This window comes from Neorhizobium galegae, assembly GCF_017877135.1.
GTDB lineage: Bacteria > Pseudomonadota > Alphaproteobacteria > Rhizobiales > Rhizobiaceae > Neorhizobium > Neorhizobium galegae_A.
Genome location: NZ_JAGIPH010000010.1, coordinates 104078 through 118204 on the forward strand (window position 1 = coordinate 104078; position 14127 = coordinate 118204).

Below are 14127 nucleotides of genomic sequence, written 5' to 3' on the forward strand. Positions count from 1 at the left end.
CCGCCGTTTGCGGCCAGCCCTCCCGGGCATTTGCCCAAAACGGCCTCTTGATCGGGCCGATGTGGCTGCTTTGCCGTGCCTTTATCCCCGACCAACAACCTTGAGTGAGCAAAAACTACTTTATCGGGGCGCGAGCGCCTGATATGAGCGCTCGTCATATTTCTTTTCGCCGGGGGGCGCGGGGGGTAGCACATGGGATCTCCAGATGAGCCAGACCTCCAAGAGCATGCCGATAGCCCTCATCGTGATGGGCCCCTCCAGCACGGGCAAGACAACCACTGCCGAGCTCCTGTCCCAGGAGCTGAAGTGGGAGTTTGCCGAGGGCGATACCTTCCATCCCGCCTCGAACATTGAAAAGATGTCTGCGGGCATCCCTCTTGACGATGCCGCTCGCCAGCCCTGGCTTGAAAAGATCCGTGACTGGATCAGCGAAAAGGCGGACGCGGGCGAAAACGTGGTCATCACCTGCTCTGCCCTGAAGCGCAGCTACCGTGACATTCTGGCAAGCGCTCGCGCGGATGTGCGCTTCATCGAACTCGTGGCGGACAAGAAGCTGGTGGCCGAGCGGATGGCGATGCGAAAAGGTCACTTCATGCCGCCTTCGCTGCTCGAATCGCAGTTTGCCACGCTTCAGGTTCTCCAGCCCGATGAAAACGGGGTGAAAGTCACCGTCGATGCACCGCCGAAGATCGTTGTCGAGCGCGCATTGTCCGGGCTCGCCCTGACGTCTCACATACATCAATAAATACAGCGCGTATCGGGATCCTGGGGATCCGATACCCGAAGAGGGAGTGGCCACGTGCCAGAATTCGAACAGACCTTGGGCGCAGGCGCGCTCATTTCCATCGCGGTCGGGGCCGTTGCCCTGCTGCTGTTGCTGATCATCCAGTTTCGCGTCCATGCCTTCGTGGCCCTTATTCTCGTGAGCCTGCTGACGGCGATCATCGCCGGCATTCCGGCGGCCAATATCCTGACGACGCTCACTTCCGCCTTCGGCTCCACGCTGGGCGGCGTGGCACTTCTCGTCGGCCTTGGCGCAATGCTCGGCCGCATGCTGGAAATTTCCGGCGGCGCGCAGGCACTGGCAGACGCGCTGGTGGCGCGGTTCGGCGAGAAACGGGCTCCCATGGCGCTCGGCATTGCCTCGCTGTTCTTCGGCTTTCCGATCTTCTTTGACGCCGGCCTCGTCGTCATGCTGCCGGTCGTCTTCACGGTCGGCCGGCGGCTGGGTGGCGGCCTGCTCCTTTACGGCATCCCGGTCGCGACCGCGTTCTCGGTCATGCACGTCTTCGTGCCGCCGCATCCCGGACCCGTGGCCGCCGCTGAGCTTCTCGGCGCCGATGCCGGGCTTCTGATCCTTGTCGGTCTTGTGGTTGCCATCCCCACCTGGATCGTCGCAGGCCAGCTGTTCGGGGCCTGGATCGGCAAGCTGATCGTCCTTCCCATTCCGGACGGTTTTTCGGCCGACGCTGCAGCCGACAAGGATTTGAACCCGCCAAGCCCGGGTCTCGTCGTTTCGCTTCTTCTGCTGCCGCTCATCCTCATCTTCATCAATACGGGGCTTGATTTTGCCCGCGTGCAGGGATGGGTGAGCAAGGAGGCCGGCTGGTTCCAGCTGGCCCGCACCCTTGGCGCAACGCCGATCGCGCTTCTCATCTCCGTGCTTGTCGCCGGCTACGTGCTGGGGCCGATGCGGGGTCGCAGCGCCGTCAAGGTCGAGCGCATTCTCGATTCGGCTTTGGGGCCGGTCTGCTCGATTATCCTGATCACCGGCGCCGGCGGCATGTTCGGCGGCGTTCTGCGCGCCTCCGGCATCGGCAAGGCCCTGTCGGATGGTCTCTCGGATATCGGCCTGCCGGTTCTGGTTGCCGGCTTCCTGGTCGCCACTGCCTTGCGGGTCGCGCAGGGGTCCGCAACCGTCGCGCTGATTACCGCAGCCGGCCTTATCCAGCCTGCCGTGCAGGCGGCCGGCTATCAGGGGCTGCAGCTTTCGGCAATCGTCATCGCGCTTGCCTCCGGCTCGGTCATGCTCTCGCATGTCAACGATTCCGGCTTCTGGCTGGTCGGACGCTTCTTCAACATGGACGTCAAGACCACCTTCAAGACCTGGTCTGTCATGCAGACATTGGTCGGGCTGATCGGCTTTGCCCTGTCAGGCCTGATCTTCTGGGCAGGCTGACCAGACCGATCGGACGTTAACCGGCCGGGCTTTCGCCCGGCTGGAAACGGGCCACCAGCGCGTGCCTGTCGCCGGGATAGGTGAAGCGCACGAAGGTGACGGGCCCGCTTGCACCCCAGGTGCGGCGCTCGATGACGAGGCAGGCGGCATTGCGCGGGATCTCGAGCGCCGCGGAGATCTCGGCGGATGCTGAAAAGGCCTGGATGCGGTGCTCGGCAGCGTTCCACGGCACCCGGCTGATCAGCCAGGCGCCGGGAGCGGTCTTTGAGAAGTCGGCGCTTGCGGCTTCGGCTACAGTGTCCAGGTTGATCAGGCGCTGCTCCAGGCAGAAGGGGCGCGTACCGGCGCGGTGAAGGCAGGTGAGATCAAGCACGGTCGCACCGGCGCTCACGTCCAGATGCTGCCGATCTGCGGCACTTGCCTTGCGCGCCTTTTGCTGTTTGAGATCAAACGCGTAAGAGAGGTTGAGGGAGCGAACCTCAGCCTCGATATCGTGAATTTCGAGGACGGCGGCCTGGGCGACCGGCTGGGCGACGAAACTGCCGGATTTCTTGCGCCGTTCGATGAGGCCCGCCCGCGCCAGCTGCGTCAGAACCTTGTTCGCCGTCATGCGCGAACAGCCATAGTGCACGGCAAGATCCACCTCGAAGGGAAGCCGGTGGCCGGGCGGCCAGGTTCCGGAGAGGATCTTCCCCTCCAGATCAGCCAGAATACGGCTGTGCAGCGTGCCGTCTTTTTCGCCCGTCATGATGACAGCAAGTCCCGCATCGTATCGCCAAAGCGTCGGCTTATCCTGTCGCGCAGCCGGTGGCGACCTTTTTCAACCTGCATCTGGCCGCGCACCCAGACACTGTCGACGCCGACACCGCCGGCAAAGATCCAGTGATCGAGAATCTGGTCGGCCGCAAGATAGGGGACGGCCGATGCGTCGAGCGCAACCAGATCGGCACTCTGGCCAGCGACAAGGCCTGCCGGAGCGCCCATGGCGGCCGCGCCGCCGGCAAGGGCTGAATCGAACAGACGCCGGCCCGTCGACCCTTCGACCTCGGCCACGACATTGCGGGCCGTGAGCGCCAGACGCTGCGAATATTCCAGCTGCCGCAATTCCTGCGCAACCGAGATCAGGATGTTGGAATCCGATCCGATACCGAAGCGGCCGCCTTGTTCGAGAAACGCTGCGCCGTCAAAAATACCGTCGCCGAGATTGGCCTCGGTGATCGGGCAAAGCCCTGCCACCGCGCCGGAGGCTGCAACTCCGCGCACTTCCTCAGGTGTCATGTGCGTGGCGTGAATCAGGCACCAGCGATGATCGACCGCGGCATGGGACAGAAGCCATTCCACCGGGCGCTGGCCGGTATGGGCAAGGCTATCCTCCACTTCCTTCAGCTGTTCGGCCACGTGGATATGCACCGGTCCGCCCTCTGCCAGCGGCAGGATCGCCTGCAACTCGCCAGGCGTGACGGCCCGTAGACTGTGCGGCGCAATGCCGAGCCTTGCGCCGGGCAAGGTGCCGACAAGGCTGCGGCAGGCCTCCATTTGGCGCGCAAAGGCATCGGGCGAATGCAGGAACCGGCGCTGGCCTTCGTTTGGCGCCGCACCGCCAAAGCCGGAATGCGCATAGAACACGGGAAGCAGTGTGAGGCCGATGCCAGTTTCGACAGAGGCCGCCGCGATGCGCTCTGCCATTTCGGCGATATTGGCGTAAAAGCCGCCATCCCGATCATGGTGCAGATAATGGAATTCCCCGACGCGACCAAAGCCCGCCTCAAGCATCTCCATGTATAGCTGGGCTGCCACCGCTTCCACCTGATCAGGCGTCATCGACAGCGCAAAGCGGTACATCAGCGTGCGCCAGCTCCAGAAGCTGTCGGCGCCCGGGCCGCGCCGCTCGGCAAGGCCTGCCATGGCGCGCTGGAAGGCATGGGAGTGCAGGTTCGGCATGGCCGGCACGATGACCGGATAGCGCAGGTCACCCGCCTCTGCCGCCACGCCCGTTTCCACACTCGATAACTGACCATCCACGATCGTCAGCCGCACATCGTTTTGCCAACCCTCTGGCAATAAAGCGCTATTTGCGTGGATCACCTGCATGTCGCCGTTCCTTGACTGGTTGGAGCCGTCGCGGCTCCGGAATTTCCGCTTGCGTGAACCTCATAATGTATATACATGTTACCGCAAAGGGAAGGCGAAAGAACGATGGCAGGACGCGATTTTTCAGGAGAGTCTTCAAGTGCCGGTCGCAGGCTGTGGCGGAACGCGCGGATTGCCACGCTTTCGAATGAGGCAGGGACTGACATCATCGAAAACGGCGTGCTGGCGGCAGAGGGCGGGCGCATCCTGTTCGTCGGCCCGGCTCATGCCACGCCGGCAGACATTGCCGACGATGCCGAGGTGATCGATTGCGGCGGCCGCCTGATGCTGCCCTCCTTCATCGATTGCCACACGCACCTGGTCTATGGCGGCAACCGCGCCATGGAGTTCGAGATGCGGCTTGCGGGCGCCACCTATGAAGAGATCGCCCGCGCCGGCGGCGGCATCGTCTCCTCCGTCAAGGCCACCAATGCGCTGACGGCCGATCAGCTCGTGGCCGCTGCCCTGCCCCGTCTCGATACGCTGATCGCGGAGGGTGTTTCCACCGTCGAGATCAAGTCCGGCTATGCGCTCAGCATCGAGGGTGAGCTGAACATGCTGCGTGCGGCCCGCAGGCTGGGCGAGATCCGCCCCGTGCGCATTCTCACCACCTGGCTTGCCGCTCATGCGACGCCGCCCGAATACAAGGGCCGCAATGGCGATTACATCAGCGAGATCGTAATCCCCGGCCTGCGTGCCGCCCATGCCGAAGGCCTTGTCGATGCGGTCGATGGTTTCTGCGAGGGCATTGCCTTTTCGCCGGCCGAAATCGCCCGTGTGTTCGAAGAGGCAAAGGCGCTTGGCCTGCCGGTCAAGCTGCATGCCGAACAGCTGTCGGACCTGAAGGGGGCCAGACTTGCCGCCGCCTATGGGGCGCTCTCGGCCGATCATCTGGAATATCTGGGGGACGAGGATGCAGCAGCACTGGCTGAGGCCGGAACCGTGGCGGTTCTGCTGCCCGGCGCTTTCTACACGTTGCGGGAAAAGCAGCACCCGCCCGTGAAGGCGCTGCGGGCGGCCGGTGCGTCGATTGCGCTTGCGACCGACAGCAATCCCGGCACCTCGCCGCTGACCTCGCTTCTGATGACCATGAACATGGGCGCCACCCTGTTTGGCCTCACCGTCGAGGAATGCCTGGCGGGGGTCACCCGCGAGGCGGCGAAGGCCTTGGGGCTGCAGGACAAAACCGGCACGCTGGAGGCCGGCAAGGCCGCCGACTTCACGCTCTGGGATATCGAACGCCCCGCCGAACTCGTCTACCGCATCGGCTTCAACCCGCTCGTCCAGCGGGTGTGGAACGGCCGTACGACCTTTTCCTCTGCCGGAGTTCTTGCATGACCATCACCCTTCATCCCGGCCGTGTCACGCTGGCGGAACTTGCGCAGATCTACTGGACCGGCGAAAGCGCCGCATTGGACCGCAGCTTCGATGCCGGCATCGAAAAGGCTGCCGCCCGCATTGCCCAGATCGCGGCCGGCAATGCGCCCGTCTATGGCATCAACACCGGCTTCGGAAAGCTCGCCTCGATCAAGATCGATGCCGCAGATACCGCGACCCTCCAGCGCAATCTCATCCTGTCGCATTGCTGCGGCGTCGGGCAGCCGCTGCCGGAGGCCATCGTGCGCCTCATCATGGCGTTGAAGCTTGTCTCGCTCGGCCGCGGCGCCTCCGGCGTGCGGCTGGATCTGGTGCGGCTCATCGAAGGCATGCTGGACAAGGGTGTGACGCCGCTCATCCCGGAAAAGGGCTCGGTCGGCGCGTCCGGCGATCTGGCGCCGCTTGCCCATATGGCCGCCGTTATGATGGGGGAGGCCGAAGCCTTTTATCAGAGTGAACGCCTGTCTGGTGCCGAGGCCTTGCGCCGGGCCGGCCTTACGCCCGTCGTGCTGGCGGCGAAGGAAGGGCTGGCACTGATCAATGGCACGCAGGCCTCGACCGCACTCGCGCTCGCCGGCCTGTTCCGCGCCCATCGGGCCGCGCAGGCAGCGCTGATCACCGGCGCGCTCTCCACCGATGCGGCGATGGGCTCGTCTGCGCCGTTCACCGAAGACATTCATACGCTGCGTGGCCACAAGGGCCAGATCGATACGGCGGCGGCGCTCCGCGGCCTGCTGGAGGGTTCTGTCATTCGCCAGAGCCATCTCGAAGGGGACGAGCGCGTGCAGGATCCCTATTGCATCCGCTGCCAGCCGCAGGTGGATGGCGCCTGCCTTGATCTGTTGCGCATGGCCGGCCGCACGCTCGAAATCGAGGCCAATGCGGTGACCGACAATCCGCTGGTGCTCTCCGATATGAGCGTCGTTTCCGGCGGTAATTTCCACGCAGAACCCGTCGCCTTCGCGGCTGACCAGATCGCCATTGCCGTCTGCGAAATCGGCGCGATTGCCCAGCGGCGCATCGCGCTACTCGTCGATCCCGCCCTCTCCTATGGCCTGCCGGCCTTCCTGGCAAAGAAGCCGGGTCTGAATTCCGGCCTGATGATCGCCGAAGTCACCTCGGCAGCCCTGATGAGCGAAAACAAGCAGATGGCGCATCCGGCCTCGGTCGATTCGACGCCGACCTCCGCCAATCAGGAAGACCATGTATCCATGGCCTGCCACGGTGCGCGGCGTCTGCTGCAGATGACCGATAACCTGTTTTCCATCATCGGCATCGAGGCTCTGACGGCGGCGCAGGGTGTGGAATTTCGTAGCCCGCTGACGACCAGCCCGGAACTGCAGAAGGCCATGGCCGCTCTGCGCGCCAGCGTCTCGACGCTGGAAGAGGATCGCTACATGGCCCCGGATCTGGAGGCCGCCGGCCGGCTGGTGGCCGAGGGTACGCTCGTTGCCAGCGTCTCCGCCGGCATCCTGCCGGGCCTGGAGGGGTGATGTCATGATGTGCACCGTCCGTGGCCTACCCCTGTAACAAGACTTGAGAGCGTTGATGACCACAACCTTCGAAATCACCCGTGGCACCTCGCCCGTCATCCTCGCCTTCCCGCATACGGGAACCGAGGTTCCGCCGGCCATCTGGGACCGCCTGAACGACAACGGCAAGCTGCTTGCCGATACCGACTGGCACATTCATCACCTCTATGCGGGGCTGCTGGAAAATGCCACGACGGTGCGCGCCACCTTCCATCGTTACGTGATCGATGCCAATCGCGATCCGTCGGGAACGAGCCTCTATCCGGGGCAGAACACCACCAGCCTCATTCCGGAGACGGATTTTGATGGTCAGCCGATCTGGAAGGATGGACAGCAGCCGACGGAGGCGGATATCGCCGAACGGCTGGCGGGTTTCCACGCCCCCTATCATGCCGCGCTTGCCGCCGAAATCGAGCGGGTGAAGGCGCTGCACGGCGTCGCGGTACTCTATGACTGCCACTCGATCCGTTCCGAAATTCCCTTCCTGTTCGAGGGGCGGCTGCCGGATTTCAACATCGGCACCAATTCCGGCGAAACTTGCGATGCGGCGATCGAGCAGGCGACGGCGGACATTGCCGCCCGGGCCGAAGGCTATAGCAGCATTCTCAACGGCCGCTTCAAGGGCGGCTGGACGACGCGCCATTACGGCAAGCCGCAGGCGGGCGTTCACGCGATCCAGATGGAACTCGCGCAGATCAGCCACCTCGCCACCGAAGCGCCGCCCTTTGCCTATGACGACGCAAAGGCGGGTGAGCTTCGGGCCCATCTCAAGACCATTCTGGAGCGCATCGAAGCGATTGCGCTTAATCTGACACGCTGAGGGGAGACGACCCATGACCAATCCACGCCACAATATTCGCGAGGTCCGCGCGCCGCAGGGCACCGAACTGACGGCCAAGAGCTGGATGACGGAAGCGCCTCTGCGTATGCTGATGAACAATCTCGATCCGGATGTCGCGGAGCGCCCGCACGAGCTGGTGGTCTATGGCGGCATTGGCCGCGCTGCCCGCACCTGGAACGATTTCGACAAGATCGTCGAGACGCTGAAGACGCTGACGGAGGAAGAAACCCTCATCGTCCAGTCCGGCAAGCCGGTCGGCGTGTTCCGCACCCACAAGGATGCGCCGCGCGTTCTGATCGCCAATTCCAACCTCGTGCCGCACTGGGCCACCTGGGACCATTTCAACGAGCTGGATAAGAAGGGGCTGGCCATGTACGGCCAGATGACCGCCGGTTCGTGGATCTATATCGGCACCCAAGGCATCGTGCAGGGCACCTACGAAACCTTCGTGGAAGCCGGGCGCCAGCACTATAACGGCAATCTGAAGGGTAAGTGGATCCTGACCGGCGGCCTCGGCGGCATGGGCGGCGCGCAGCCGCTTGCCGCCGTCATGGCCGGCGCCTGCTGCCTTGCCGTCGAATGCGACGAGACCCGCATCGATTTCCGCCTGCGCACCCGTTATGTCGATGCCAAGGCCCATACGCTGGACGAGGCGCTCGCCCTCATCGACCAGTGGACCAAGGCGGGCGAAGCAAAATCCGTCGGCCTGGTCGGCAACGCGGCGGACGTCTTCCCGGAGCTCGTCCGTCGCGGCGTGAAGCCCGATATCGTCACCGACCAGACCTCGGCGCATGATCCGATCCATGGCTATCTGCCGTCCGGCTGGACGGTCGCCGAATGGCGCGCCAAGCAGGAAAGCGACCCGAAGGCGGTGGAAGCCGCCGCCCGCGCTTCGATGAAGGTGCATGTGCAGGCCATGGTCGATTTCTGGAACATGGGCATTCCGACGCTGGATTACGGCAACAACATCCGCCAGGTCGCCAAGGAAGAAGGATTCGAGAACGCCTTTGCCTTCCCGGGCTTCGTGCCGGCCTATATCCGCCCGCTCTTCTGCCGCGGCATCGGACCCTTCCGCTGGGCCGCCCTCTCCGGCGATCCGGAAGACATCTACAAGACCGATGCCAAGGTGAAGGAACTGTTGCCGGACAACAAGCACCTGCACAACTGGCTGGACATGGCGCGCGAGCGCATTGCCTTCCAGGGGCTTCCCGCCCGCATCTGCTGGGTGGGCCTCGGCGATCGCCACAAGCTCGGCCTCGCCTTCAACGAGATGGTCAGGAACGGCGAACTGAAGGCGCCGGTGGTGATTGGTCGCGACCACCTCGATTCAGGCTCCGTCGCCTCGCCCAACCGCGAAACGGAAGCGATGAAGGACGGCTCGGACGCTGTGTCCGACTGGCCGCTTCTCAACGCGCTTCTGAACTGCGCCTCGGGTGCCACCTGGGTGTCGCTGCATCACGGCGGTGGCGTCGGCATGGGCTTTTCCCAGCACTCCGGCATGGTGATCTGCGCCGACGGCACCGACGATGCCGCCCGCCGGCTGGAACGCGTGCTGTGGAACGATCCGGCCACCGGCGTCATGCGCCATGCCGATGCGGGCTACGACATCGCGCTCGACTGCGCGAAGGACAAGGGCCTGCGCCTGCCCGGCATCCTCGGCAACTGACGATGCAGATCCTCAAGTCAGAAAACTACAGGCGCATGCCGTGGAAGAACGGCGGCGGTGAGACGGCGGAAATCGCCATCTTTCCGCCGGACGCCGCCCTCAATGCCTTCGACTGGCGCATCAGCATGGCAACCGTGGACGCGGACGGCCCATTTTCGACTTTCGAGGATGTGGACCGTACCCTGACGATCCTGTCAGGTGCCGGCATGATCCTCACCATCGGGGATCAGCCGGAGGTCACGCTGACGCGAGGATCCGCCCCCTTGCCGTTCCACGCCGACGTGGCGGCCGGCGCGGTTCTTGTCGATGGCCCGGTGATCGATCTCAACGTGATGACGCAGCGCAAGCGCCTCAGCCACACGGTGCATCGTCTGTCCTTGCCGCTCGATCTGCCACCCTCCCGCTCGACCCGAGCCGTCTTTTGCCCGGAAGGCAATCTGAAGCTGGCATGGGCGGACGGCGCCGAGACGCTGCAGACCTGGGACTGCGTCCTGATTGACGCGGGCGATCCCGCGGTTTCCCTCGAGGGCTGCCCCAGCGTCATCCTGATCGAGATCGACGCGCGGGACTGAACCGCGCGCTCAGCTTCTTTATGGAAAATGCGGGATGCCGGCGTCCCGGTGCCGGCCTGTCCTTCCGTCCCCGCGTCATGCCTCGTGAACGCGAACACTTTCAAAAGCCGCCACGGAGGGCTTTTGCCGCCCGCCATTTATGCTACCAAGTCAAGGCTGTCGTTGGGAGCGACGGGCGCGGAGGAGATGACGTCGGCGAGCAGGCAATGCGATGGCATGCAGGCTCGGCCTGCAAAGCACAGCCGCGACCGGCACATCCAAACGGCGTTTTCAAGGATCGGTTCGATTGGCCGGTCCTCCATGATCTGCACGCCATGACGGACAAGGGATCTGCCGCATGAAGGACTATATTCTCGCCATCGACCAGGGCACCACGTCCACCCGCTCGATCATCTTCGACCGCGCCTACAAGAGCCGCGGCACCGGGCAGCTGGAATTCCCCCAGCATTTTCCGCAGTCAGGCTGGGTGGAGCATGAGGCCGAGGATCTGTGGACGACAACGCTTGAGACTGCCCGCAGGGCCATGGAAACGGCAGGCGTCACCGCCGCAGCGATTGCCGCCATCGGCATCACCAATCAGCGCGAGACGGCGCTGGTCTGGGACCGGCGCACCGGCAAGGCTATTCACCGTGCCATCGTCTGGCAAGACCGGCGCACGGCAGACCATTGTGCCCACCTGCGGTCGGACGGCCATGCCGATCTGGTGGCGGAGCGGACGGGCCTGTTGATCGACCCCTATTTTTCCGCCACCAAGATCGCCTGGCTGCTGAACAATGTCGAGGGCGCTCGGGCCGCCGCCGAAGCGGGGCATCTCGCCTTTGGCACCGTCGACAGCTGGCTGATCTACAAGCTGACCGGCGGCAGGCGCCACGTCATCGACGTGACCAACGCCTCGCGCACCATGCTGTGCAATATCGGCACCGCCACCTGGGACGAGGATCTGCTTCGACTGTTTGACATCCCGGCCTCGATGCTGCCGGAGATCCTTTCCAATATCGATGAATTCGGCGAGACGGTCCCGGATCTCTTCGGTGGTGCCATCGCCATTCGCGGCGTAGCGGGCGACCAGCAGGCCGCCGTCATCGGGCAGGCCTGCTTCACGCCCGGCATGATGAAATCTACCTACGGCACCGGCTGCTTTGCCCTTTTGAATACCGGCAAGGATCGGGTCACCTCGAAGAACCGGCTGCTGACCACCATTGCCTACAGGCTCGACGGCGAAATACACTATGCGCTCGAAGGCTCGATCTTCATCGCGGGCGCGGCCGTGCAATGGCTGCGCGACGGGCTGAAGATGATCGGCAAGGCATCGGAAACCGCAGAGCTTGCGGCCAGTGCCGATCCAGGCCAGGCCGTCTATCTGGTGCCGGCCTTTACCGGCCTTGGTGCGCCCTGGTGGGATGCGGAGGCGCGAGGCGCCATGTTCGGCATGACGCGCAACACGGGCCCTGCGGAATTTGCCCGGGCAGCGCTGGAATCGGTCTGCTTCCAGACCCGCGATCTGCTTGGCGCCATGCGCAAGGATTGGCCGGGCAATGCCGATACGCTGCTGCGTGTCGATGGCGGCATGGCCGCAAACGAGTGGACCATGCAGCGGCTGGCCGACATTCTGGGCGTTGCCGTCGATCGCTCGGCATCGCCGGAAGTGACGGCGCTCGGGGCGGCCTGGCTTGCGGGCCACGGCGCCGGAATCTGGCCCGACCGGCAGGGTTTTGCGGCCGATTGGCACCGCGAGCGGCAGTTCGTTCCATCGATGCAGACGGACGAACGCCGGCGCCTGCTTGATGGCTGGGATTCGGCAGTGCGCTGCACGCTCGCCTTCGGCCGGTAATTTGCGGTAGGCGACCGCGCACGGCGCGGTTAAGGTTGCACCAGAGGCTTTGAAGCCTTCATCGACATCATTCCGGTTCCCACGCAAGGTATCTGCTCATGTTCAAGCCCAACCATCTCAAAGCCCGCCTCCTTGCCGGAGACGCCGCCTATGGCTGCTGGGTCGGCGGCGGCTCACCGACTAACTGCGAAATCCTTGGCCATCTCGGCTTTGATTTCCTGCTGGCCGACCATGAGCATGGCCTGGGTGAAACGCGCGACATCGTGGACGCGCTGCGCGCCATCGAGGCGACACCAACGCCGCCCGTCGTGCGTGTGCCGTGGAACGATCATGTCTTCCTGAAGCGCGTCATCGATGGCGGCGTACAGTCGGTGATGATCCCGCAGGTCGACACGCCGGATGCGGCGGCCGATGCGGTAAAGGCCTGCCTTTACCCGCCCCAGGGCATTCGCGGCTATGCGGCAAGCGTGGTGCGCGCCTCAAGCTATGGCACCGAGCCAGATTACCTCGAGAAGGCCAATGCCAACATGCTGATCGTGCTACAGCTGGAATCCTATACGGCAGTCGAGCATGCGGACGAAATTTCGGCAATCGAGGGCGCCGACGTGATCTTCATCGGCATCAATGATCTCGCCGGCTCCATCGGTCGGCTCGGGCAGACCGGCCATCCGGAAGTGCAGGCGCTGGCCCGCAAGGCCGAACGCGATATCCTGGCGGCCGGCAAGATCATGGGCACGGTGCCGAATGCAGGGGCCAATGTGCATGACCTGCTGGAACGCGGCTACCGCTTCATTCCCGGTCCCTATGACGTGGCGCTACTGCGCGACAGCGGCCTTGCCGCCATGGGCGAATACCGGGCGATCCAAGAGGCCCGCGCCAGGGGCGAAGCGCCGCCGCCGATTGCCGCCGCATCCTACTGAGCCCACTTCAGCCTATGTCTGCTGCCGCGCCTTATGGCGCAGCAGCATGCCAAACAGATCGCGCGGCTCGTCGGGATCGGCCAAGAGGTCGAGATAGTCGATTTTTCCTCCGGCGATCAGGATGTCGCGCACGTAGCGCAGGGCGGAAAAATCCTCGGTGGCAAAGCCGACGCTGTCGAACAGCGTGATCTGTTCGGCCGTCTGCCGGCCGGGTGCGGCTCCGCTCATCACCTGCCAGAGTTCCGTCACCGGATGATCGGCCGGCAATTGCTGGATCTCGCCTTCGATGCGGGTCTGGGGCGGGAATTCCACGAAAATGTCGGCGCGCAGCAGGATGTCGCGGTGCAGTTCGGTCTTGCCCGGGCAATCACCGCCCACCGCATTGATATGCACACCGCTGCCGATCATGTTGTCGGTGAGGATCGTGGCACTCTGCTTGTCGGCGGTGGCCGTGGTGATGATGTGCGCCCCCTCCACCGCCTGCTCGGCTGACCGACAGATCTCGATCTGAAAACCGAAGGCTTCCAGATTGCGCCGGCAGCGGTCGCTCGCCGCAGGCTCGATGTCGAACAGCCGCAGACGGTCGATGCCGAGCAGCGCCTTGAAGGCGAGCGCCTGGAACTCGCTCTGGGCCCCATTGCCGATGAGTGCCATGGTGCGCGCGCCCTTCGGCGCCAGATAGCGCGCGCCAAGGGCGGAAGTCGCGGCTGTGCGCAGCGCCGTCAGAATGGTCATTTCGCTCAAGAGCAGCGGATAGCCGCTATCGACATCCGACAGAACACCAAAGGCGGTCACCGTCTGGCGACCGGTCCGGGTGTTCTTCGGATGACCGTTGACATATTTGAAGCCGTAGAGCCGGCCGTCGCTGGTCGGCATCAGTTCGATCACGCCATCGAGCGAGTGCGAGGCGATGCGCGGTGTCTTGTCAAAACACTCCCAGCGGCGGAAATCCTCCTCGATATAGGCGGCAAGCTCGGTGAGGAAGGTTTCCGTGCCGGTCGACGCCACGAGGTTCATCATGGTCTCGACGCTAACGAAGGGCACGAGGTTGAGGTCTGTCTGCGCCGGCATGATGATCC

12 protein-coding genes are annotated in these 14127 nt (G+C 64.2%); 9 read left to right on the forward strand and 3 right to left on the reverse strand.

The window, feature by feature from the left end; translation table 11 throughout:
• Window positions 1–205 precede the first annotated feature (205 nt).
• Window positions 206–745 carry a gluconokinase gene (locus J2858_RS21895; RefSeq protein ID WP_245366988.1) on the forward strand — a complete coding sequence of 180 codons (540 nt, stop codon included), beginning with the start codon at window positions 206–208 and terminating at the stop codon, window positions 743–745.
• Window positions 746–799: 54 nt separating this feature from the next.
• Window positions 800–2179 carry a GntP family permease gene (locus J2858_RS21900; RefSeq protein ID WP_210106995.1) on the forward strand — a complete coding sequence of 460 codons (1380 nt, stop codon included), beginning with the start codon at window positions 800–802 and terminating at the stop codon, window positions 2177–2179.
• 16 nt (window positions 2180–2195) lie between these two features.
• Here J2858_RS21900 and hutC read toward each other — a convergent pair whose 3' ends face one another.
• Together hutC and J2858_RS21910 are read right to left on the reverse strand one after the other, a co-directional pair.
• Window positions 2196–2927 carry a histidine utilization repressor gene (hutC, locus tag J2858_RS21905; protein ID WP_210106996.1) on the reverse strand — a complete coding sequence of 244 codons (732 nt, stop codon included), beginning with the start codon at window positions 2925–2927 and terminating at the stop codon, window positions 2196–2198.
• Window positions 2924–4270, reverse strand: coding sequence for a formimidoylglutamate deiminase (locus tag J2858_RS21910; protein WP_210106997.1), 1347 nt, complete (start codon window positions 4268–4270; stop codon window positions 2924–2926). Before J2858_RS21910 ends, hutC begins: the two co-directional genes overlap by 4 nt.
• A 105-nt stretch (window positions 4271–4375) precedes the next feature.
• Between J2858_RS21910 and hutI the strand changes: the two genes are divergently transcribed.
• The 7 genes from hutI (at window position 4376) to J2858_RS21945 (ending at window position 13048) form a co-directional block, all read left to right on the forward strand.
• Window positions 4376–5647 carry an imidazolonepropionase gene (hutI, locus tag J2858_RS21915; RefSeq protein ID WP_210106998.1) on the forward strand — a complete coding sequence of 424 codons (1272 nt, stop codon included), beginning with the start codon at window positions 4376–4378 and terminating at the stop codon, window positions 5645–5647.
• Entirely contained in the window at window positions 5644–7179 is a 1536-nt protein-coding gene (gene hutH, locus J2858_RS21920) for a histidine ammonia-lyase (RefSeq protein WP_210106999.1), read from the forward strand. Before hutI ends, hutH begins: the two co-directional genes overlap by 4 nt.
• 55 nt (window positions 7180–7234) lie before the next feature.
• Complete coding sequence (hutG, locus tag J2858_RS21925; RefSeq protein WP_210107000.1) at window positions 7235–8038, forward strand: N-formylglutamate deformylase; 804 nt, start codon at window positions 7235–7237, stop codon at window positions 8036–8038.
• A gap of 13 nt (window positions 8039–8051) precedes the next feature.
• A complete protein-coding gene (hutU, locus tag J2858_RS21930) occupies window positions 8052–9725 on the forward strand; it encodes a urocanate hydratase (RefSeq protein WP_210107001.1) in 1674 nt (557 codons plus the stop codon).
• 2 nt (window positions 9726–9727) lie between these two features.
• Window positions 9728–10297: a HutD/Ves family protein gene (locus J2858_RS21935; protein WP_210107002.1), complete on the forward strand. Its 570-nt coding sequence runs from the start codon at window positions 9728–9730 to the stop codon at window positions 10295–10297.
• 337 nt (window positions 10298–10634) lie between these two features.
• On the forward strand, window positions 10635–12128 hold the full coding sequence (gene glpK / locus J2858_RS21940) for a glycerol kinase GlpK (RefSeq protein ID WP_210107003.1): 1494 nt from the start codon (window positions 10635–10637) through the stop codon (window positions 12126–12128).
• Between the two features lie 98 nt (window positions 12129–12226).
• A complete protein-coding gene (locus J2858_RS21945; protein ID WP_210107004.1) occupies window positions 12227–13048 on the forward strand; it encodes an HpcH/HpaI aldolase family protein in 822 nt (273 codons plus the stop codon).
• Between the two features lie 12 nt (window positions 13049–13060).
• Here J2858_RS21945 and J2858_RS21950 read toward each other — a convergent pair whose 3' ends face one another.
• A complete protein-coding gene (locus J2858_RS21950) occupies window positions 13061–14119 on the reverse strand; it encodes an ornithine cyclodeaminase (RefSeq protein WP_210107005.1) in 1059 nt (352 codons plus the stop codon).
• Window positions 14120–14127: the final 8 nt, after the last annotated feature.

Bases quoted from the DNA above. Each gene is read 5' to 3' on its own strand.
- J2858_RS21895 (WP_245366988.1), top strand. From the start codon at position 206: ATGAGCCAGACCTCCAAGAGCATGCCGATAGCCCTCATCGTGATGGGC.
- J2858_RS21945 (WP_210107004.1), top strand. From the start codon at position 12,227: ATGTTCAAGCCCAACCATCTCAAAGCCCGCCTCCTTGCCGGAGACGCC.
- hutG (WP_210107000.1), top strand. From the start codon at position 7,235: ATGACCACAACCTTCGAAATCACCCGTGGCACCTCGCCCGTCATCCTC.
- hutI (WP_210106998.1), top strand. From the start codon at position 4,376: ATGGCAGGACGCGATTTTTCAGGAGAGTCTTCAAGTGCCGGTCGCAGG.
- hutC (WP_210106996.1), bottom strand. From the start codon at position 2,927: ATGACGGGCGAAAAAGACGGCACGCTGCACAGCCGTATTCTGGCTGAT.
- hutU (WP_210107001.1), top strand. From the start codon at position 8,052: ATGACCAATCCACGCCACAATATTCGCGAGGTCCGCGCGCCGCAGGGC.
- hutH (WP_210106999.1), top strand. From the start codon at position 5,644: ATGACCATCACCCTTCATCCCGGCCGTGTCACGCTGGCGGAACTTGCG.
- J2858_RS21935 (WP_210107002.1), top strand. From the start codon at position 9,728: ATGCAGATCCTCAAGTCAGAAAACTACAGGCGCATGCCGTGGAAGAAC.
- glpK (WP_210107003.1), top strand. From the start codon at position 10,635: ATGAAGGACTATATTCTCGCCATCGACCAGGGCACCACGTCCACCCGC.
- J2858_RS21950 (WP_210107005.1), bottom strand. From the start codon at position 14,119: ATGCCGGCGCAGACAGACCTCAACCTCGTGCCCTTCGTTAGCGTCGAG.
- J2858_RS21910 (WP_210106997.1), bottom strand. From the start codon at position 4,270: ATGCAGGTGATCCACGCAAATAGCGCTTTATTGCCAGAGGGTTGGCAA.